This window comes from Dongia sp., from assembly GCF_041905885.1.
GTDB lineage: Bacteria > Pseudomonadota > Alphaproteobacteria > Dongiales > Dongiaceae > Dongia.
In genome coordinates, this window is sequence record NZ_JAYRKD010000007.1 from 65,720 (window position 1) to 85,765 (window position 20,046).

22 protein-coding genes are annotated in these 20,046 nt (G+C 67.8%); 12 read left to right on the top strand and 10 right to left on the bottom strand.

Features of this window, described 5'->3' with window-relative positions; genetic code table 11:
* Positions 1 to 100: 100 nt before the first annotated feature.
* From ACH2CY_RS09170 to ACH2CY_RS09195, 6 genes are all read left to right on the top strand, one after another.
* Positions 101 to 670 carry a 2-oxoacid:acceptor oxidoreductase family protein gene (locus ACH2CY_RS09170; protein WP_395018343.1) on the top strand — a complete coding sequence of 190 codons (570 nt, stop codon included), beginning with the start codon at positions 101 to 103 and terminating at the stop codon, positions 668 to 670.
* Positions 670 to 1,926, top strand: a complete 1,257-nt coding sequence (locus ACH2CY_RS09175; RefSeq protein ID WP_395018345.1) for a transketolase C-terminal domain-containing protein — start codon at positions 670 to 672, stop codon at positions 1,924 to 1,926. Before ACH2CY_RS09170 ends, ACH2CY_RS09175 begins: the two co-directional genes overlap by 1 nt.
* A gap of 25 nt (positions 1,927 to 1,951) precedes the next feature.
* Complete coding sequence (locus ACH2CY_RS09180; protein ID WP_395018347.1) at positions 1,952 to 2,953, top strand: thiamine pyrophosphate-dependent enzyme; 1,002 nt, start codon at positions 1,952 to 1,954, stop codon at positions 2,951 to 2,953.
* 1 nt (position 2,954) lies between these two features.
* Positions 2,955 to 4,577 carry an NAD(P)-binding protein gene (locus ACH2CY_RS09185; RefSeq protein WP_395018348.1) on the top strand — a complete coding sequence of 541 codons (1,623 nt, stop codon included), beginning with the start codon at positions 2,955 to 2,957 and terminating at the stop codon, positions 4,575 to 4,577.
* A 49-nt stretch (positions 4,578 to 4,626) separates the two neighbouring features.
* Positions 4,627 to 5,139, top strand: coding sequence for a hypothetical protein (locus tag ACH2CY_RS09190; protein WP_395018350.1), 513 nt, complete (start codon positions 4,627 to 4,629; stop codon positions 5,137 to 5,139).
* 93 nt (positions 5,140 to 5,232) lie between these two features.
* Positions 5,233 to 6,189, top strand: coding sequence for a nucleoside hydrolase (locus tag ACH2CY_RS09195; protein WP_395018352.1), 957 nt, complete (start codon positions 5,233 to 5,235; stop codon positions 6,187 to 6,189).
* A gap of 216 nt (positions 6,190 to 6,405) precedes the next feature.
* Here the strand turns inward: ACH2CY_RS09195 and ACH2CY_RS09200 are convergent, their stop codons facing one another.
* Complete coding sequence (locus ACH2CY_RS09200; protein ID WP_395018353.1) at positions 6,406 to 7,278, bottom strand: NAD(P)H-binding protein; 873 nt, start codon at positions 7,276 to 7,278, stop codon at positions 6,406 to 6,408.
* Positions 7,279 to 7,387: 109 nt separating this feature from the next.
* Between ACH2CY_RS09200 and ACH2CY_RS09205 the strand changes: the two genes are divergently transcribed.
* Positions 7,388 to 8,002 (top strand): TetR/AcrR family transcriptional regulator, encoded by a 615-nt coding sequence (locus ACH2CY_RS09205; protein WP_395018355.1) that lies wholly within the window; start codon positions 7,388 to 7,390, stop codon positions 8,000 to 8,002.
* Between the two features lie 77 nt (positions 8,003 to 8,079).
* On the opposite strand, the gene ACH2CY_RS09210 is transcribed toward ACH2CY_RS09205, so the two are convergent.
* A complete protein-coding gene (locus ACH2CY_RS09210) occupies positions 8,080 to 8,799 on the bottom strand; it encodes an SOS response-associated peptidase (protein WP_395018356.1) in 720 nt (239 codons plus the stop codon).
* Positions 8,800 to 8,873: 74 nt separating this feature from the next.
* Here ACH2CY_RS09210 and ACH2CY_RS09215 point away from each other — a divergent pair, with 74 nt between their 5' ends.
* Complete coding sequence (locus ACH2CY_RS09215) at positions 8,874 to 9,794, top strand: DMT family transporter (protein ID WP_395018358.1); 921 nt, start codon at positions 8,874 to 8,876, stop codon at positions 9,792 to 9,794.
* 83 nt (positions 9,795 to 9,877) lie between these two features.
* Positions 9,878 to 10,648, top strand: a complete 771-nt coding sequence (gene tam, locus ACH2CY_RS09220) for a trans-aconitate 2-methyltransferase (RefSeq protein WP_395018360.1) — start codon at positions 9,878 to 9,880, stop codon at positions 10,646 to 10,648.
* Here the strand turns inward: tam and ACH2CY_RS09225 are convergent.
* Both ACH2CY_RS09225 and ACH2CY_RS09230 read right to left on the bottom strand, forming a co-directional pair.
* Positions 10,638 to 11,804: a sensor histidine kinase gene (locus ACH2CY_RS09225; RefSeq protein ID WP_395018361.1), complete on the bottom strand. Its 1,167-nt coding sequence runs from the start codon at positions 11,802 to 11,804 to the stop codon at positions 10,638 to 10,640. The two genes, tam and ACH2CY_RS09225, sit on opposite strands and share 11 nt — an antisense overlap.
* Positions 11,805 to 11,873: 69 nt before the next feature.
* Positions 11,874 to 12,332, bottom strand: coding sequence for a MarR family winged helix-turn-helix transcriptional regulator (locus ACH2CY_RS09230; protein WP_395018362.1), 459 nt, complete (start codon positions 12,330 to 12,332; stop codon positions 11,874 to 11,876).
* Between the two features lie 49 nt (positions 12,333 to 12,381).
* Here ACH2CY_RS09230 and ACH2CY_RS09235 point away from each other — a divergent pair, with 49 nt between their 5' ends.
* Complete coding sequence (locus ACH2CY_RS09235) at positions 12,382 to 12,744, top strand: DUF488 domain-containing protein (RefSeq protein ID WP_395018364.1); 363 nt, start codon at positions 12,382 to 12,384, stop codon at positions 12,742 to 12,744.
* Positions 12,741 to 13,667, top strand: coding sequence for a PLP-dependent cysteine synthase family protein (locus ACH2CY_RS09240; RefSeq protein WP_395018366.1), 927 nt, complete (start codon positions 12,741 to 12,743; stop codon positions 13,665 to 13,667). The genes ACH2CY_RS09235 and ACH2CY_RS09240 overlap by 4 nt, the downstream gene beginning before the upstream one ends.
* 1 nt (position 13,668) lies before the next feature.
* Here the strand turns inward: ACH2CY_RS09240 and ACH2CY_RS09245 are convergent, their stop codons facing one another.
* The 6 genes from ACH2CY_RS09245 to ACH2CY_RS09270 form a co-directional block, all read right to left on the bottom strand.
* On the bottom strand, positions 13,669 to 15,099 hold the full coding sequence (locus ACH2CY_RS09245) for a pyridoxal phosphate-dependent decarboxylase family protein (RefSeq protein ID WP_395018368.1): 1,431 nt from the start codon (positions 15,097 to 15,099) through the stop codon (positions 13,669 to 13,671).
* Positions 15,100 to 15,269: 170 nt separating this feature from the next.
* Positions 15,270 to 16,919, bottom strand: coding sequence for an acetolactate synthase large subunit (locus tag ACH2CY_RS09250; RefSeq protein ID WP_395018370.1), 1,650 nt, complete (start codon positions 16,917 to 16,919; stop codon positions 15,270 to 15,272).
* A 19-nt stretch (positions 16,920 to 16,938) separates the two neighbouring features.
* Positions 16,939 to 17,442, bottom strand: a complete 504-nt coding sequence (locus ACH2CY_RS09255) for a GNAT family N-acetyltransferase (RefSeq protein WP_395018371.1) — start codon at positions 17,440 to 17,442, stop codon at positions 16,939 to 16,941.
* Complete coding sequence (locus ACH2CY_RS09260) at positions 17,442 to 17,744, bottom strand: DUF1778 domain-containing protein (RefSeq protein ID WP_395018373.1); 303 nt, start codon at positions 17,742 to 17,744, stop codon at positions 17,442 to 17,444. Before ACH2CY_RS09260 ends, ACH2CY_RS09255 begins: the two co-directional genes overlap by 1 nt.
* A 69-nt stretch (positions 17,745 to 17,813) precedes the next feature.
* Entirely contained in the window at positions 17,814 to 18,656 is an 843-nt protein-coding gene (locus tag ACH2CY_RS09265; protein ID WP_395018375.1) for a TerC family protein, read from the bottom strand.
* Positions 18,657 to 18,833 carry a hypothetical protein gene (locus tag ACH2CY_RS09270; protein ID WP_395018377.1) on the bottom strand — a complete coding sequence of 59 codons (177 nt, stop codon included), beginning with the start codon at positions 18,831 to 18,833 and terminating at the stop codon, positions 18,657 to 18,659.
* A gap of 261 nt (positions 18,834 to 19,094) precedes the next feature.
* Here ACH2CY_RS09270 and ACH2CY_RS09275 point away from each other — a divergent pair, with 261 nt between their 5' ends.
* Positions 19,095 to 20,045: a lipid kinase gene (locus tag ACH2CY_RS09275; RefSeq protein WP_395018379.1), complete on the top strand. Its 951-nt coding sequence runs from the start codon at positions 19,095 to 19,097 to the stop codon at positions 20,043 to 20,045.
* Position 20,046: the final 1 nt, after the last annotated feature.

The window sequence follows — 20,046 nt, forward strand, 5'->3', positions numbered from 1 at the left end:
CGTAAGCCCCGAAGCCCCAGCTTCTTCACCGCCTATGACTTCGATCAAGGCGCGCCGGGTCTCGCTGGCGGATGCTCGCGGGCTCAAGCGAGGATCGGGCATGTTCGAGGTCAGGATTCACGGGCGCGGCGGCCAGGGGGTGGTGACGGCGGCGGAGATGCTGTCCATCGCCGGATTCCTCGAGGGCCGCCATGCCCAGGCCTTCCCGAGCTTCGGCTCGGAGCGCACGGGCGCCCCGGTCATGGCCTTCTGCCGGATCGACGACAAGCCGATCCGGGTGCGCGAGCCGGTGATGACGCCCAACGCGCTGATCATCCAGGACCCGACCCTGCTGCACCAGGTCAATCTGTTCCAGGGCCTGAAGCCGGACGGCTATGTGCTGGTCAATTCCGGCCGCAGCGCCGCGGCGCTGGGGCTGGACGCGCTCGGCCAGCGCCAGGGGCGCCTGCTGACAGTGCCGGCGAGCGAGCTCGCGCTGAAGCATGTCGGCCGCGCCCTGCCGAATGCCGCCCTGCTCGGCGGCCTCGCCGCCTTTTCCGGCCTGGTCCACCTCGCCTCGGTCAAGTCCGCCATCGCCGAGAAGTTCTCCGGCGCGGTGGCCGCGGCCAACATCGCCGCCGCCGAGGCCGCGCATGACTGGGTGCTGGCCGAGATGAAAGAGGTGGCGTGATGCTGAAGCAGATCGAGGGCTCCCGCGCCGTCGCCGAGACCGTCGCCTTGTGCCGGCCGGAAGTGGTCTGCGCCTATCCGATCAGCCCGCAGACCCACATCGTCGAGGCGGTCGGCGAGCTGGTGAAGAGCGGCGCGCTCCAGCCTTGCGAATACATCAACGTCGAAAGCGAGTTCGCGGCAATGTCGGTCGCGATCGGCGCCAGCGCCGCGGGTGCGCGGGCCTATACCGCGACCGCCAGCCAGGGCCTCCTCTTCATGGTGGAGGCGATCTACAACGCTTCGGGCCTCGGCCTGCCGATCGTCATGACCGTGGCCAACCGGGCGATCGGCGCGCCGATCAACATCTGGAACGACCACAGCGACGCGCTCTCGCAAAGGGACAGCGGCTGGATCCAGCTCTTCGCCGAGACCAACCAGGAGGCGGCGGACCTGCATATCCAGGCCTTCCGCCTGGCCGAGGAACTGTCCTTGCCGGTGATGGTCTGCATGGATGGCTTCATCCTCACCCATGCCTATGAGCAGGTCGATCTGCCGACCCAGGCTGAAGTCGATGCCTTCCTGCCGCGCTACGAGCCGCGCCAGCTGCTCGATCCCGCCGATCCCGTCACCATCGGCGCCATGGTCGGGCCGGAAGCCTTCACCGAAGTGCGCTATCTCGCGCATTACCGGCAAGAGGAGGCGCTTGAGCTGATCCCCGACATCACCGCGGAATTCGCCGCCGCCTTCGGCCGCGATTCCGGCGGCCTGATCCGGCCCTACCGCCTGGAGGATGCCGAGACCGTGGTCATCGCGCTGGGCTCGGTCTTGGGCACGATCAAGGACGTGATCGACGAGATGCGCGAGGCGGGCGTGAAGATCGGCGTGCTCGGCATCGTCAGCTACCGCCCCTTCCCGGCGGAGGCGATCCGCAACGCGCTGCGCCATGTGAAGCGCTGGGTGGTGGTGGAGAAGGCGCTGGCGGTCGGCATGGGCGGCGTGGTCTCGACCGATGTGCGGATGGCGCTCGACCCCGCGCTGCACCAGGTCGGCACCGCGGCGATCGCCGGTCTCGGCGGCCGCGCCATCACCAAGGATTCGCTGCGCCGCCTGTTCGACACCGTGGTCGACGGCATCGCCGAGCCGCTGCATTTCCTCGACCTCAACCTCCCCGTGGTGAAGCACGAGCTCGAGCGGATGGGCAATCTGCGCCGCTCCGGCCCGATCGCGGAGAATCTCTTAAAGCATCTGGGCGCGGTCGCCGCCCGGATCGCCTGAACTCGGATCGCCTGAGGACCGCGCCATGGCCTACACGCCCGTCAAGTTCTACCAGACCGGCACCCACACGATCGGCAACCGCCTGCTGCCGGCCGAGACGCGCACCGTGCAGTCGGAGCCGGACCGCGCCAACGCGCTCTCCTGCGGGCATCGCGCCTGCCAGGGTTGCGGCGAGGCGCTCGGCGCGCGCTATGCGGTCGATGCCGCGATGCGCGCCGCGGGGCGCGACCTCATCGCCGCCAACGCGACCGGCTGCTTGGAAGTCTTCTCGACGCCTTATCCCGAGACCTCCTGGCAGATTCCCTGGATCCATTCGCTGTTCGGCAACGCGCCGGCGGTCGCCACCGGCCTCGCCGCGGCGATGAAGGCGAAGGGCAAGTCGACGCGGGTGATCGCCCAGGGCGGCGACGGCGGCACCACCGATATCGGCTTCGGCTGCCTCTCCGGGATGTTCGAGCGCAACGACGATGTGCTCTACATCTGCTACGACAACGAGGCCTATATGAACACCGGCGTGCAGCGTTCCTCGGCGACGCCGCCGGCCGCGCGCACCGCGACCACGCCGGCGATCGGCCAGCAGCCGGGCAATGTGTTCGGCCAAGGCAAGGACGTGCCGCGCATCGCGCTGGCCCATGAGATCCCCTATGTCGCCACCGCGACCGTCGCCAATCTGCACGACCTTGAGGCCAAGGTGACCCATGCGATGTCGCTCACCGGCGCCCGCTACATCCATGTCCTGGTGCCCTGTCCGCTCGGCTGGGGCACGGCTTCGCACGACACCATCAAGATCGCGCGCTTGGCGGTCGAGACCGGCCTGTTCCCGGTCTTCGCCGGCGGGCGGGGCGAGGTGACGGAGGTGCTGAAGATCCGGGCCCGGCGTCCGGTCGAGGAGTATCTGAAGCCGCAGAAGCGCTTCGCGCATCTCTTCAAGGACGAAACCGGTGCCCCCACGATCGCGCGGCTGCAGGCGATCGCCGACCGCAACATCGCGCGCTACGGCCTGATCGATCCCGCGGCCGAGGTCTGAGATGGAAAACAAGCCCTTCGCCATCACCCTCGACGTCGGCTCCAGCCGCGCCAACCATACCGGCAGCTGGCGCAGCGAGCGCCCGGTCTATGCCGATCACCTGCCGCCCTGCAACGCCGCCTGCCCGGCCGGCGAGGATATCCAGGGCTGGCTCTACCTTGCCGAGGAAGGCCGCTACCGCGAGGCCTTCGAGAAGCTGACGCTCGACAACCCGATGCCGGCGGTGATGGGCCGGGTCTGCTACCACCCCTGCGAGACCGCCTGCAATCGCGGTAAGCTCGACACCGCCGTCGGCATCAACGCGGTCGAGCGTTTCCTCGGCGACGAGGCGATCCGCCAGGGCTGGCGCTTTCAGAAGCAGGCAGCGGCGAGCGGCAAGCGCGTGCTGATCGTCGGCGCCGGACCCTCCGGGCTTTCCGCCGCCTATCATCTGGCGCGGCGCGGCCATGCCGTGACCATCCGCGAGGCCGGGCCGATGGCCGGCGGCATGATGCGTTTCGGCATCCCGAAATATCGCCTGCCGCGCGACATCCTCGACGCCGAGATCGCGCGCATCCTCGATCTCGGCGTGACCCTCGAGCTCAACGCCAAGATCGACGACATCAAGGCGGCGATGCAGGGCTTCGACGCGACCTTCCTCGCGATCGGCGCGCAGCTCGCCAAGCGCGCCTATGTGCCGGCGGCCGAGGGCGCGCGCATCCTCGATGCCGTCTCGGTGCTGCGCTCCATGGAAGGCGCCGAGGCGCCGAAGCTCGGCCGCCGCGTGGTGATCTATGGCGGCGGCAACACCGCGCTCGACGTCGCGCGCACCGCGCGCCGCCTTGGCGCCGAGGAGGCACTGATCGTCTACCGCCGCACCCGCGACCGCATGCCGGCCCATGACTTCGAGGTCGAGGAGGCGCTGGACGAGGGCGTCATGATGAAATGGCTCTCGACCATCAAGCATATGGAGGACGGCAAGATCACGGTCGAGCGGATGGCGCTCGACGAGAAAGGCTTCCCCCAGCCGACCGGCACCTTGGAGACGCTCGAGGCCGACAGCCTGGTCCTGGCGCTCGGCCAGGATGTCGATCTCGGCCTGATCAAGGATGTGCCCGGGCTGATTTCCGAGAACGGCGGTATCGACGTCGATCCCGGCATGATGACGAAGCTGCCGGGCCTGTTTGCCGGCGGCGATGCCGTGCCGGCCGAGCGCACCGTCACCGTCGCCATGGGCCATGGCAAGAAGGCGGCCGCCAACATCGACGCCTGGCTTGCCGGCAAGATCTATGAGCCGGCACCGAAACACGGCGAAGCTGCCTTCGCCAGGCTGAACACCTGGTACTACACCGACGCGCCGCACCAGGTTCGCGCCAAGCTGGACGCCGCGCGGCGGGTCGATGGCTTTGCCGAGGTGGTGCAGGGGCTCGATGCCGAGACCGCCTTGTTCGAGGCCCGGCGCTGCCTCTCCTGCGGCAACTGCTTCGAATGCGACAACTGCTACGGCGTCTGCCCGGACAACGCGATCATCAAGCTGGGTGCCGGGAATCGCTACCGCATCGACACCGATTTCTGCAAAGGCTGCGGCCTCTGCGCCGCCGAATGCCCCTGCGGCGCGATCGACATGGTCCCGGAACAGATTTGAGCGGAACAAATCCGAGCGAATCGCCGGGCGCTTCGCTAGACTCTGCGCCATGGCCCGCATCCTCATCATCGGCAATGCCGGCGGCGGCAAGTCCGTGCTGGCCCGCAAGCTCGCGGCGAAGCGCGGCCTGCCTTATCGCGAGATCGATGCCATCACCTGGAAGCCGGGCTGGGAACCCTGTTCGCAAGCCGAATACGAAGCCGCGCATGCCAAGCTGGTCGCCGAGGAGAACTGGGTGATCGACGGCTTGGGCTGGACCGAATCCCTGCCGGCGCGCTTCGCCCGCGCGACCGAGATCATCCTCATCGACATGCCGCTGTGGATGCATTTCTGGCTGGCCGCCGAACGGCAGATCCAGTGGGCCCTGGGCAAGCTCGAGCACCCGGTCGGCGGCATCGCCGAGATGCCGACCACCCGCGGCATGTTCGAGACGCTCTGGGAGACCGACCGGGAGATGGCCCCGGTCTTCCGCCGCCTCACCGACGAAGCCGAGCGCGCCGGCAAGCCGGTCACCCGCATCGCCTCGGTCGAGGCACTGGACGCTTACGCCGCCGGTCTCTGATCCGCTCTATCCACTCGGCACTTTCCGGCCGCGTGAGCGGGGTGCTAGGTTGCGCCGCTACACCGATCCGATTGAATTCCCGAAAGGCTTCCCATGTCCCGCGAGTCCGCTGCTCGCAAGATCATCTTCGACACCGACCCCGGCCAGGATGACATGGCCGCGCTCCTGATGGCGCTCGCCTCGCCCCAGGAGCTGGAGGTGCTGGGCATCGTCGCCGTCGCCGGCAACGTACCGCTGCACCATACCGAGCGCAACGCGCGCCGGATCTGCGAGCTGGCCGGCCGCAGCGACGTGCCGGTCTTCGCCGGCAGCGACCAGCCGATGGGCCGCAAGCTGGTGACCGCCGAGCATGTCCATGGCAAGACCGGGCTCGACGGCCCCGACCTGCCGGAGCCGAAGACGCCGCTCAACAAGCAGCCCGGCGTCGACTTCCTGATCGAGACCCTGCGCGCCGCCGAGGACGACGAGATCACGCTGGTGACCCTTGGGCCGCTGACCGATGTCGGCCTGCTGCTGACCCGGGCGCCGGAGGTGAAGCCGAAGATCCGCGAGATCGTGATGATGGCCGGCGCCTATTTCGAGGTTGGCAACATCACGCCCGCCGCCGAGTTCAACGTCTATGTCGATCCGACCGCCGCCGACCTCGTCTTCAAGAGCGGCGTGCCCTTGACCGTGATGCCGCTCGACGTCACGCACCAGGTGCTGCTCATTCAGTCGCGCCTGGACAAGCTCGCCGGCCTCGGCAACCGCAGCGGCAAGGCGCTTGCCGAGGCGCTGACCTTCTCGCGCACCTTCGACGTCAACAAATACGGCACTGAAGGCGCGCCGCTGCACGACCCGACCACCATCGCCTATCTGCTGAAGCCCGAGCTGTTCGGCGGCCGCCACATCAACGTCGAGATCGAGACCCAGAGCGAGCTCACCCTCGGCATGACCGTCGCCGACTACTGGCGCGTCACCGACCGCCCTGCCAACGCCCGCTACATGCGCGAGGTCGACGTCGAGGGCTTCTTCGAGCTCCTGTTCGAGCGCGTGGCGCGCCTGCCCTGATGGCTCTCGGCGCTGGATCTTAAGCGCTCAGGCTGCATCAACCCCCACCCCAACCCGCCCCCATCTTGGGGGCGGGGGACGGACAAAGCCATCTGTTGCTGCAGCGCTCTTCATAGAGTCCTCCCCCCAAGAAGGGGGGAGGCTAGGTAGGGGGTTGATGCAGCCGTGATGCTGCACAAGATCGCGCCGGACTGTGATCCAGCGCGGCGCTGTGGCTTAAGCGGCCACCGCCTGCTTCCGCGCACTGAGGAACGCCGCCAGCGTGACCGGCTTGCGCCCCGCGAGCCGCTCGACGTCGCCGGTGACGACATCGAGCATGCCCTTGGCCGCCGTCTGCGCGATGCCGAGGATGGCCTCGACCACGAAATCGGGCAGGCCCGCCGCCTTCAACCCGCCGGCATATTGCTCGTCGGTGATGATCGCGGCCTCGACCGGCTTGCCGAACACCTGGCCGACCGTCGCGGCGGTCTCCGCCGGCGTCAGCGAGGCGCCGCCGGTCAGGTGATAGACCGAACCCTCATGGCCCGAGCCCAGCAGCAGGCCGGCCAGCGCCGCGGCGACATCGTCGCGGGCAAGGTTAGCCACCGGCGCCGGCCCGGTCGCGCCGAAATGCCCGGTCGCCAGGGCGTGCTGCAGCGCGCCCATGAACAGGTTCTCGAAATACATGCCCATGCGGGCGATGGTCCATTTCATGCCCGAGGCGAAGACCGCCTGCTCGGTCTCGAGATGCGACTGCATCAGGTCCTGGCCGGGCCGCGCCGCCACGGTCGAGACATAGACCAGGTGCTTCACCCCCGCCTCTTTCGCCGCCTTGATCGCCGCCTTGTGCTGCGGCGTGCGGATGCCGGGGCGGAGATCGGAGGTTGGGATGATCAGCAGGGTGTCGATGCCCTTGAAGGCGGCGGCCAGGCCGGCCGGCGCATCGAAATCGCCCGACCGCACGGCCATGCCCTTGGCCGCGAAAGCCGCCAGCTTCTCCGGCGTCCGGGTGACCGCCACGATCTCGCCGGGCTTGGCGCCGCGCGCCAGCAATTCGTTGAGCAGGCTGCCGCCGAGCTGGCCGCCCGCGCCGGTGATGCCGATCGTCATGGCTTGATTTCCTCTCTCATAATACCGATGTTACCGGTCGGTAACTGTCGGAAGTTACCGACCGGTAACGCTCGCGTCAACCGGAAAATATGGTGTAGGATTCCATCCCATGGCCCAGGCGAAAGCAGTCGAGTCGCGAGAGAGCGCGGAGAAGCGGCCGCGGGAGCGGATTCTCGCGACCGCGCGCGAGCTCTTCTATCGCGACGGCATCCGCGCGGTCGGCGTGGAGATGATCGCGGCCGAGGCCGGCACCAACAAGATGACGCTCTACCGCAACTTCGGCTCCAAGGAGGAGCTGATCGCCGAATACCTGCGCGGCGAGGTGAAGGCGGTGGAGCGGCATTGGGACGACCTGATCGCCCGCCATCCCGCCGATCCGAAGGCGCTGATCCTGGCCTGGCTGAAGGACATGGGCGCGCTGATGACCCGGCCGGAGAGCCGCGGCTGCCCGATGGTCAATGCCGCGGTTGAGCTGCCGGACCCGGATCATCCCGGCCGCAAGGTGATCGAGCAGCACAAGCTCGCGATCCGCGACCGCCTCGCCGCCGCCTGCCGCAAGGCCGGCCTCGCCCATCCCGAATTGCTGGCCGACCAGATCCACATGCTGGTCGAGGGTGCCGGCGTCTGCCTGCAAAGCGTCGGTCCCGACGGCCCCAGCCACCGCCTGGTGAAGATCGTCGAGAGCCTGCTGGAAGGCGCCGAGAAGACTCCGCGCAAGCGGTAACAGGCTCGACATCTCCACCTAAACGCCGTCATGCCAAGGCCAAGCCATGGCATGACGACCGCACTCATGTTCCGCGTCTAGAACAGACTCGCCTGCTGTGGCCGCGCCAGCGCCTTGGCCGGCTCCGGCGCTTCGCCGTCCTGCTTCTCGCCGCGGAGCACGATCTTCAGCGATCCGTCCGGCAGCGGACGCTGCAACTTCAAAGCCTCCGGCAAGGGCGCCGACATCCACTGATCGATCTCCGCGGCGTCGCGCAGGATCACGGGCATCGCCTTGGGGTGGATGGCGCCCACCTCGGCATTGGGCGCGGTGGTCAGGATGGCGAAGAGGTCGTTGGTGGTCTCGCCTTCCTTCACTTTGCGCACTGAAGTCCAGCGGGTCCAGATCCCGGCGAAGCAAGCCAAGGGTCGGCTCTCATCGAAGGCGAACCAGACCGTCGGCCGCTTGCCGTCCGGCAGCACCTCGTTCTCGGCGAAGCTGGTGAAGGGCACGACGCAGCGATGCTCGGGGATGAGCCAGCGCCGCCAATGCGCCGATTCGGTGTTGCGCACGTTGGTGACCCCGGAATCGCTCTTCTTGCCGACCAGCACCGAGGCGGGCGAGGGCATGCCCCAGCGCGCCATGCTGAGCTCGCGGCCGGCTTCGCGGTTGCGCACGATCGGCGCCGCGTAGTCGGGATAGATGCCGGGCAAGGGCGGCATGTTGCCGGTGCTGTCGGTCCACGCGCCTTCGGTGAGGGCGCGCACCAGCTGCCGGATCGCATCCTGGCTCTTGGTCAACGAATAGAGATTGCACATCCTCGCTTCGGTCTTTCCGGCTGCCGCCGCGCTGGCTAAACTGAGCACCCGCTTGTGCCACGCCGAACGCTCCCATGTCCAATCCGACGATTGCCCCGCAGCCTCTGCTTGCACGCCTGTTCCATGCGCCCGCCGCGTTGCTGCTGAGCGTCGGCGCGCTGCTCGGCTTCACCTTTCCCTTGGGCAAGCTCGCCGCCGCCGCCGGCATTCCGCCGCTGGTCTGGGCGACCCTGCTGTCGGGCGGCGGCGCCCTGGTGCTGGCCGTGGCGCTGCTGATGAAGCGGCAGGCGACGCGCCCGACCCCGCAGCTCATGCGCTACTTCGTGATCGTCGCCGTCGTCTCCTATGCCCTGCCGAATGTGCTGATCTTCACCGCGATCCCGCATCTCGGCAGCGCCTATGCCGCGATCGTGTTCACGCTCTCGCCGATGTTCACCGTGATCTTCTCCTTCCTGGCGCGGCTGCGGGCGCCGCGGCGCCTGGAATTCGCCGGCATCGTCATCGGCTTCATCGGCACGCTGCTGGTCGCCTCGGGGCGCGGCGAGGTCGGCCGCCCGGTCGAATGGTTCTGGGTGGCGCTGGTCGCCCTGGTTCCGGTCAGCCTGGCGCTGGGCAACGTCTATCGCACCATCGACCTGCCGCGGGGCGCGCCCACCCTGGTCCTCGCGGTCGGCAGCAACGCGGTCGCCGCCCTGCTGCTGCTTTTGCTTTGCGGCCTGACCGGCCAGCTCGGCGACTTCGCCCGCCTGGCGACGGTGCCGGGCCTGGTCGCCCTGCAGATCGCCGCCACCGCCGCCATGCTGGCGCTGTTCTTCCAGCTGCAGGTGGTGGGCGGTCCGGTGACCTTGAGCCAGATCGGCACGGTCGCGGCCGGCGTCGGCGTGCTGGCCGGGACCATCGGCCTCGGCGAGCGCTACCCCGCCATCGTCTGGATCGGCATCGCCATCATCGCGGTCGGCATCTCGCTCACCGTCCGGGCGCGGATGCGGCGGTGAGGTTGCTCTAGCCCAAGGAAAAGCGGGTGGCACGTTGACGCGGCTGGACACAGACTGCCCCGCAGCAAGGCCGAGGAGGGAGCATGGCCTGGTCTTCCGCCCAGTATCTCAAATTCGAGGACGAGCGCACGCGTCCCGCGCGCGATCTCCTGGCCCAGGTGCCGCTGGAGACGGTGGAACGCGCCTATGACCTCGGCTGTGGCCCCGGCAATTCCACCGAGCTGCTGGTCGCGCGCTTCGGCCCGGACAGCGTCACCGGCCTCGACAGCGATCCCAACATGCTGGCCGCGGCGCGCAGCCGCTTGAAAGGCACGCGCTTCGTCGAAGCCGATCTCGAAACCTGGCAGCCGCCGCAGCCGGCCGATCTCCTCTATGCCAACGCCGTCTTCCAATGGGTGCCGGATCACCTCACGGCCCTGGCGAGACTCATGGACGGCCTCCGCCCCGGCGGCGTGCTCGCGGTGCAGATGCCGGACAATCTCCAGGAACCGAGCCACGTCGCGATGGAGGAGGCAGTCGAGGACGGACCCTGGCGCGCCAGGTTCAAGACGAAGAACCCGAAGCGCGATCCCCTGCCGGCGCCCTCGGCCTATTTCGATCGCCTCGCGCCGAAGTCGAGCCGCCTCGACGTCTGGCAGACGGTCTACAACCACCCGATGGCGAAAGCGGATGCCGTGGTCGAATGGATGAAAGGCACCGGCCTGCGCCCCTATCTCGACACGGCGGGGCTGCAGCACGCCCCGGCCTTCTTGGAAGCCTATGGTGCCCGCATCCGGTCGCTCTATAGGCCGATGGGCGATGGCCGCGTCCTGTTCCGCTTTCCCCGGCTGTTCGTGGTCGCGGTCAGGAGATGATGGGAAATTGCACCGATACTGCGGTGCCCTTGTCGGTGCTCTGGCGCTCGACCTTGGCGGCGATCTGCCGGGCCAAGGCGGCGATCAGCTTCAAACCCGAACCGCTGGCCGACGAATCCTGCATGCCGCGGCCGTTATCCGCGACGGTCAGCCGCGCCTCGCCAAATCCGACGCCGGCCTGAAGCTTTACGCTGATATGGCCGTCGCCGTCCCCGAAAGCATGCTTGAGGCTGTTGGTTGCTGCCTCATTCAGGATCAGCCCGAGGGCGATGGCGCGCTCGATCGGCATGTGGACCTCGTCGGCCGCGATATCGATCTCGACAGTCTCGACCTGGCTTTTGATCGAGCTGCACAGGGCCCGAAGATACTCCGCCAGGTTGATCGCCTCGCCGCCCGCCCGCGGCGCCAGCTGCTCGTGGGCCAGCGAAACGGCACGGATCCGCTCGGCGGTGTAGTCGAGGGCGGCCAGGATCTCCGGCGCCTTATGCCGCCGCTTCTGCAAGGTGATCGCGCCCAGGATCAGTTGGAAGCTGTTCTTCACCCGGTGCTGCATCTCGCGCAGCAGGGTCTCGCGCTGTTGCGCTTGGATCATTGCCGCGGCCAGGCTGTCTCCTTGGCTCGGCGCCATATGGCGTCGGATGCAGGTGCCAATCAGCGCACCCACCGCGCTCAGGAAATCGCACGTATCCGTGCCGAACTCGCGCGGCGTCGTGCTGTCGACCTCCACCACCCCCCAGGCGGTGCCGCCGATCAGCACCGGGGCGTTCACCAGGGAGACGATGCCATGTTCTTTGAGCAGCGGTGAAAGATCGTATTCATCCTGCTCATCGAAATTGTTGATGGAGACCGCCTCGCCGATCTGAAAAGCCCGGCCCGGTGCCGAGCGGAGGTCGGCCGAAAGTGTTGCCGTGCCGACCACGCCGGGCTTCCATCCGGCGCCGGCGATGACCAGAAGGTCCGCCGTCTCCGGCCGATATCGCATAATCTTCACGTGGTGGATCTCTGTGCCCCGCGCGACCTGGGCGACGGCCTGGTTCAGGAAGCTCGCGATCTCTGTGCTGTTGCCGGCCAGCCGTCCGAGGTCGCACAGAATGCGGACATGCTGCCGCACCATGTCGAGTTCGTCGCTCTGGCTGTGCTCGGTACCCTGGCCCATTGAGCACTAACGCCCGAGCTCCCGGATCGTCGCGTCGCAATGTGGGGAGTTTGGCGACACACGGTCGTGTCAGTCAGGAAGAAGTTCCGCGACCTGCCGCAGGCGCGGCCCGAGATCCGGCCGCAGTCGCCGGACCAGTTCCGCCTGCGCTCTGCGCCAAAGTGGAACCGCCGCCTCAAGCCGCCGCGCGCCGGTCTCGGTCAGCCAGGCGGCGCGGCGGCGGAGATCGCTCTCGATCGCGGCGATCTCGATCAGGCCGGCATTCTCCAATGTGCGTAAGTTGCGCGAGAGCGTCGATTGCTCGAGCCCGCTGCGCTCCGCCAGCGCGCCCAGGGTGTCGTCATCGGCTGCCGCGATCTGCGCCAGCAATGCGAGTTGCGCGGAACTGATCCCGGTCGCCGCCAGCTCCTGGTCCAGGAACTGGGTGATCCGCCGCGCCGCCAGCCGGCTCAGCACGCCGGGGCAGGTCTCGACCAGGGCGCGGGCGTCGCCGCGCAGCGTCTTCGGGGCTTGATTCGTGCGTTTCATAGTTATATGTATATACATTATTTGTAGATACATGCAAATAGGCAACGTCATGGTACTCAAGGTGAAACGCGTCTACGAAGCCGCCGCTGCGGCCGACGGAATGCGGATCCTGGTCGATCGGCTCTGGCCGCGCGGCATCGTCAAGCAGAAGGCCAGGGTCGATCTCTGGCTGAAAGCGATCGCCCCCAGCAACGCCTTGCGCAAGCGCTTCCACGCCAGGCCGGAGAAGTGGGACGCCTTCCTCGAAGCCTATGCCGAGGAGCTGCAGGCCGATGAAGCCGCCGAGGCGGCGAAGGAATTGCGCCGTCACATCCGCAAGGGCACGGTCACCTTGCTCTACGCCGCGCGCGACCAGGAGCACAACAACGCCGTCGCCCTGAAATCCTGGCTCGCGCAAAGGAAGCGGCCATGAGCGTGCTCCAGGCGATCGGCAACACGCCGCTGGTCGAGCTCCGCCGCGTCGTGCCCGAAGGCTGCGCCCGTATCCTGGTCAAGGTCGAAGGCCAGAACCCGACCGGCAGCATGAAGGACCGCATGGCGCAGGCGATGGTCGCCGGCGCCGAGCGCGACGGCCGGCTCAGGCCCGGCGGCACCATCGTCGAATATACCGGCGGCAGCACCGGCGCCTCGCTGGCCTTGGTCGCCGCGGCCAAGGGCTATCGCCTGAAGATCGTGACCTCGGATGCCTTCAGCGCCGAGAAGCTGACGCAAATGCAGGCCTTCGGCGCCGTGCTGACCCTGATCCCGAGTGAGAACGGGAGGATTACCCGGCAACTCATCCTGGACATGATCGCCGCGGCCAAGGCGATCGCGGCCGAGCCGGACACCTTCTGGACCGACCAGCTCAACAACCGCGACAGCATCGCCGGCTATCACCCCATGGGCGAGGAGATCTGGACCCAGAGCGGCGGCAGGGTCGATGCCTTCGTCCAGGCGGTCGGCACCATGGCCTCGCTGCAAGGCGTCGCCGCGGTGCTCACGCGTCACAACCCGAAGACCCGCATCGTCGCGGTCGAGCCGGCGGAATCGGCGGTGCTCTCCGGCGGCGCGCCCGGCGCGCACCGCATCGAGGGGATCGGCATCGGCACGGCGCCGCCGATGTGGGCGCCGCAGCTGGTGGACGAGATCCTCCCGGTCCCGACCGACGATGCCGAGGCGATGGCCCGGCGCCTCGCCAAGGAGGAAGGGCTGTTCGCCGGTACTTCGTCCGGCGCCAATGTGCTGGCGGCGATCCGGATCGGCATGAAGCTCGGTCCCAAGGCCTCGATCGCGACCCTGCTGGTGGATTCCGGCTTGAAGTATCTCACCACGCCGGTGTTTCGTCGCGCCGCCTAGGTCAGGCCGCGGCGTGGACGCCGCGCCAGGCCTTGATGATCGCCTCGGCCGAATGCAGCACGTCGTTCTCCGAGGTCGAGGCGCCGATCACCGAGAGCCGCATCACCATCCGGCCCTGCCATTGCGCGCCGCCGGCAAAGCAGGTGCCGTCGCGCTGGATGGCGGCGATGGTCTCGGCGGTGGCGGCGTCGCCGGCCTCCGGCGCCCGATCGGCGCCGAAGCGGACGATGACCTGGTTCAGCACCACGTCGTTCAGCACCGCGATGCCCTTGTCCTTCTCGTCGCGCAGCTTCTCGGCCAGCAAGGCCGCGTAGCGGCAATGCCGCTCCACCATGGCGGCAACGCCGTCGCGGCCAAGATGCTTCAACATCGCCCAGACCGCGAAGCCGCGGGCGCGCCGCGAAAGCTCCGGCACGAAATGCGAGGGATCGCGCTCGCCCGCCGCCACCGGCGGCAGGTAGCTCGCCGCGATGGTCATGGCGCGGCGATGCGCCTCGGCGTCGCGCATGATCGCGAAGCCGCAGTCATAGGGCGTCTGCAGCCATTTATGCCCGTCGGTGGACCAGGAATCCGCCAGCTCGACGCCTTCCGCCAGCGGCGCGCGCATCGGGCAGGCCCGAGCCCAGAGCCCGAAGGCGCCGTCCACATGCACCCAGACATTCTTGTGCCGGCGCGCCTCGGCGATGATCGCCCTGTGCGGGTCGAAGGCGCCGGTGTTGAGCTGCCCGGCTTGCGTGACGACGATGACCGCCGGATCCTGCATCGCGTTGCGCATCGCCAGCGCGAAGGCGTCCGGCAGCATCCGGCCCTGGCCATCGACCGGGATCCTGATGACGCGCTGCCGGCCGAGGCCGAGATACTGCAATGCCGTGAACACCGTGATATGCGCCTCGGCGCCGATCAGCACGGTGATCGGCGGCGCGCCGAACAATCCGTCGGCCTCGACGTCCCAGCCGAGCCGGCGCAGCAGCTCGCTGCGCGCCGCGGCGAGGCCGACGAAGCCCGCCATCGTGGCGCCGCTGACGAAGCCGACCGAGGATTCGCGCGGCAGGTCGAGGATGTCGAGCAGCCAACGCATCGCCACGGTCTCGCAGGCGGCGGCCGCCGGCGTCGCGGTATGGTTGCCGGCATTCTGGCCCCAGGCGCTGGTCAGGAAATCGGCGGCGACGCCCATCGGGTGCGAATTGCCGATCACCCAGCCGAAGAAGCGCGGGCCCGCCATCGCATGCAGGCCCGGCTCGGCGCGCGCGACCAGGTCCTCGAGCACGATCTGCGCCTCGGTCCCGGCCTCCGGCGTCGGCGCGTCGAAGCCGGCCAGCGCCTGGGCATAGGTCTGCAGCGGCCGCTGCGGCCGCTTGGGCAGGCCGGCCCGGAATTCCACGGCATGCTCGGCCGCACGGGCGAACAGTTGTGCGACTGCGGTATTCTGCATTGGCCGTCTCCCGGGCTCATTCGGAAGCGGAAAGTCTAGCGCCGATTCAGACCGCCGCGGGAGTGATGTTCGTCACCAGAACCAAACCGTCATGCCCGGACTTGATCCGGGCATCTTGCGCAGCGGCACCGGACCCGCGGGTCAAGCCCGCGGGTGACGACGCGTGGCGCTTACTCCACCGCGGCCTTGCGGTTGCCGAGCTCGTCGATCAGCACCCGCATGTTCTCGCTGTAATCGATCGGCACCGCGACCAGATGCACCCCGCCCGCATCGAAGGCCGCCTGCAAGGTCGGGATGATCTCCTGCGTGGCGCCGACCTGATGCCCCGCGGCGCCGTAGGATTCCGCGTATTTGACGAAATCCGGATTGCCGAAGCTCATGCCGTAGTCCGGGAAGTGGTCGACCGCCTGCTTCCAGCGGATCATGCCATAGGCGGAATCGACGATGATCAGGACCACCAGGTCGAGTTTGCGGCGGACGGCCGTCTCCAGCTCCTGGCTGTTCATCATGAATCCGCCGTCACCGCAGACCGCCAGCACCTTTCGCTCCGGATGCAGCAGCTTGGCGGCGATCGCCGAAGGCAGGCCGGCCCCCATGGTGGCCAGCGCGTTGTCCAGCAGCAGGGTGTTGGCGATCCGCGTGCGGTAATTCCGCGCGAACCAGATCTTGTACATGCCGTTGTCGAGGCAGACGATGCCGTCTTCCGGCACCACCGCGCGGATGTCATGCACCAGCCGCTGCGGGATCACTGGGAAGCGAGTGTCCTCGCTGCGGTTGTTGATCTTGGCCAGGATCTCCTGCCGGAGCTCCAGCATGCCGGCTTGCTCGGCAATGCGCCCGCCCAGCTTGTCGGCCAGGCCTGAGACGCTGGCGCCGATGTCGCCGATCAGCTCCGCATCGGGGTGATAGACCTCCTCGACCTTGGCCGAGCTGTAGCCGATATGGATCACCTTCCGCCCGCCCAAGGCGCGGCCCATCAGGAAGGGCGGCTTCTCGACCGTGTCATGGCCGATCGCGATGATGAGGTCGGCGCGGTCGATCGCGTCATGGATATAGTCTCGCTCGCTCAAGGCCGCGGTGCCGAGATAGAGGTTGGAGCCGCCGGTGACCGCCCCCTTGCCCATTTGCGTGTTGAAGAAGGGAACCCGCAGCCGCCGCACGAAATCGGACAGGGGCTCGACCAGATGCGGCCGGCTGCCCGCTGCGCCGATCATGATCAGCGGCGCCTTCGCCTTCAGGATCATCGCCGCGACCCGCTCCAGCGCCGCCGGGTTGGGATAGGGCCGGTCGATGGGATGGGTCGGGACCAGCGGCGCATCCGCCTCATCGGCGGCGATGTCCTCGGGCAGCTCCAGGTGCACCGGCCCCGGCCGTTCTTCCATGGCGATCCTGAACGCCTCGCGCACCGTGGTCGGGATGGTCGAGGCGGCGACGATTTGCCGGGTCATCTTGGTCAAGGGCCGCATTGCGCCGACGATATCGACGATCTGAAACTGCGCCTGCCGCGCCGAATGGATCGGCTTCTGCCCGGTCAGGATCAGCATCGGCATGGCGCCCAGATGCGCATAGGCCGCCGCGGTGGTGAAGTTGAGCGCGCCCGGCCCCAGGGTCGAAAGACAGACGCCCGGCTGCCCGGTAAGCCTGCCGTGGGTCGCGGCCATGAAGCCCGCGGCCTGCTCATGCCGGGTCAGCACCAGCTCGATCTTCGACGACCTGAGCGATTCGACGACGTCGAGATTCTCCTCGCCGGGAATGCCGAAGATGCGCGCGACGCCTTCATTCTCCAGCGCGGCGACGAGCAGATCGGAGCCTTTGGTCATGATCTTGGATCCTCAGAAGCTATTCGAACAGCTTGGCTATAACCTGCATCTGCAGAAAGAGTCGCTTCGGCTGGTCGGGAAACGCAAGAAAACTTTCACGCAGATAGAACCGCCTGGCTTCGTCGTCCTTGGCGTCGACGATCACCGCGAAAGAGGCGATCTCGCTGCGAACGGCGCGATGGAGGGCATCCGCCAGCATGAAGCGCCCGTACCCTATGCCTCGAAAGCGCAAATCGACGGCCAGCCGCCCCAGCAACGTCGCCGGAACCAACGGATATCGTGGAAGCCGCCGCGCGACGGCTTCAGGAAGCTCTTCCAGTTTCACTGCCGTGGCCGACAGAGTGTAGTAGCCGGCGATGTCTCCATCCGGCAATTCCAGCACGAACGGCGCGGCGATGTTCTTGCGCGCATCCTGCCCGGCCTGATTTCGGAGGTAGCGGTCCAGCGGTTCGACACCGCTTTCGAATCGGGTCCGATCGTGGTGGGAACCGAGCGCCTCGATGCGCAGTGGTTCCGCCGCCATCACCGCGCGGGACCGGTCGCCTTGCGATAGCGGCGCACGGTCTCGCGCAGGCGCGCGTTGGCCGGCCTGGGCTTGGTCAAAGCAGCGACGAAGGCGCGACTGTCCCGGAGCGACAGGGTCAGTTGTTGGTGCTCGGCAATCGCCCGCCGCGCCGCATCTTGCAGGCTGGTCAAGACGAAGTCGGTCACCGACCGGCCCTGCAATGCAGCGGCTTCTTCGATCATGACCTTTTGCTCGGGCGTGACTCGCGTCTCCAGCCGCTCAGATCGCAGCCGCACGCGTTTCAGTGTCGAACCGGGCATCGCATTCTCCTTTGCCGGAATGTACGGCCATTGGCCGGCCAATTCAAGGCCGACGCCGGCGGAATGCGCTCACTTGATGGATTCAGCCCCGGCCGCCGTCCCCCTTGTCTTCCACAGCGAGTAGCCGACGCCGGCGGCCAGCAGCGCCAGGGTGACGCCGAGCGAGAGCACCGGCGGGATCTTGGCCAATCCCAGCATGTCGGCGGCGAAGATCTTGGCGCCGATGAAGACCAGCACCGCCGCCAGCGCGTATTTCAGGTAGTGGAAGCGCTCGACCATAGCGGCCAGGGCGAAATAGAGCGCGCGGAGGCCCAGGATCGCGAAGATGTTCGAGGTATAGACGATGAAGGGGTCGGTGGTGACGGCGAAGATCGCCGGCACCGAATCGACCGCGAAGATCACGTCGGCGAACTCGATCGTGATCAGCGCCAGGAACAGCGGCGTCATGAACCAGCGCCGGCGGCCCGCGTCGTCGCTCTGTCGCACGAAGAAGCGCTCTCCGTGCAGGTTGGCGGTCACGTTGCAGCGCCGGCGCACCCATTTCAGCAGCCGGTTCGAGCCGAGGTCGTATTCCTTATCGGCCGCGAACAGCATCTTGATGCCGGTGATGATCAGGAAGCCGGCGAAGATGTAGAGCACCCAATCGGCCTGCGATATCACCGCCGCACCCGCGCCGATCATGATCGCGCGCAGCAGGATGACGCCGAGGATGCCCCAGAACAGCACCCGGTGCTGATGGGCCCGCGGAACGGCGAAATACGAGAAGATCATGGCGATGACGAAGACATTGTCCATCGCCAGCGCCTTCTCGATCGCGAAGCCGGTGAGATAGGCCATGCCCGAGGCGGCGCCCAGCGACCACCAGACCCAGGCGCCGAAGCCCAGGCCGAGTGCCACATAGCTGGCGCTCATCTACAGGCTTTCGCCCACGCCGATGGCATGGCTCTTCCGGTGCAGCACGCCGAGATCGAAGCCGAGCAGGGCGGTGACCACGCCGAGGAAGCCAAGCCACATCCAGGCCGGCTTGCCCATGACCTCGGCGGTGAGGAAGGCGATGTGCGGGAGGCTCGGGTCCAGCAGGCTGTGCATAAAGTCATCCCCCGATTGAGCGGCAAGGTCGGCGGACGACGTCGGAAAAGGTCCGACATCATGCGCATGCCGACACGCGGCGCATCAGAGGGGCCCGGACCAGGGTCCTGCTCAGGTGGTTTTCGAAACCCGTTCCGTCAAGGGGTCAGGTTCCGGTCATTTTCCGGCAACCGCCCCTTGTCCCGCGTGTTCCTACCCCAACATCCCAATCCCCCGACCTTAACGCCCGCCCTCAACGCCCACCCCAACGACTGAGACGCGATGACGGCCACCGAGACCAAGACCGCCACCGATTCTCCCGCCGCGCCCGCGAAGCGCCGCCGCATGCTCGCGGTGATCAACCGCAACAGCCGCTCCGGCGGCGTCGCGGCCGGGATCGCAATCGCGCGGTTGAATGCCGCCGGCGTCGATCTCACCGTCACCTCGCCGCAATCGCCGACCGAGGTGACGCCCTGGATCGAGGAACATGCGGAGGAGGGCGAGGCGGTGGTGATCGCCGGCGGCGACGGCAGCCTCAACGCGGTGGCGCCGGCGCTGATCAAGACCGGGCTCCCGCTCGGCATCCTGCCGACCGGCACCGCCAACGACCTCGCCCGCACGCTGGGGATTCCGACCGACATCGAGCAGGCGGCGGACGTGATCGCCGCCGGCCGCAAGCAGGAGATCGACATCGGCGAGGTCAACGGCCATCACTTCTTCAACGTCGCCAGCATCGGCCTCTCCGCCGACCTCGCCAATTCCCTCACCCGCGAGACCAAGCGCCGCTTCGGCCGCCTCGGCTATGCCTTGACCGCCTTGCGCGTGCTCAGCCAGGCGCGGCCCTTCCATGCCGAGATCTCCAGCGCCGAGGGCACCGCGCGGGTGAAGACACTGCAGATCGCGATCGGCAACGGCCGCTACTACGGTGGCGGCATGGCGGTCGAGGAGAGCGCCACCATCGACGACGGCCATCTCGACCTCTACTCCCTGGAGGTCGACCGGCTCTGGAAGCTGCTCTTGATGGCCAAGGCCTTCCGCGAAGGCCGCCACGGCCTCTGGGAGGAAGTGCGCGCCACCAAGGGCGAGCATTTCGAGATCCGCACCCGGCGTCCGCGCCCGATCAACACCGACGGCGAACTGGTCACCTTCACCCCGGCGCGCTTCAACCTGCTGCCGAAGGCGATCACGGTCTTCGCGCCGGAACAGAAGCCGGCGGCAGCGGCGGCGAAATAGC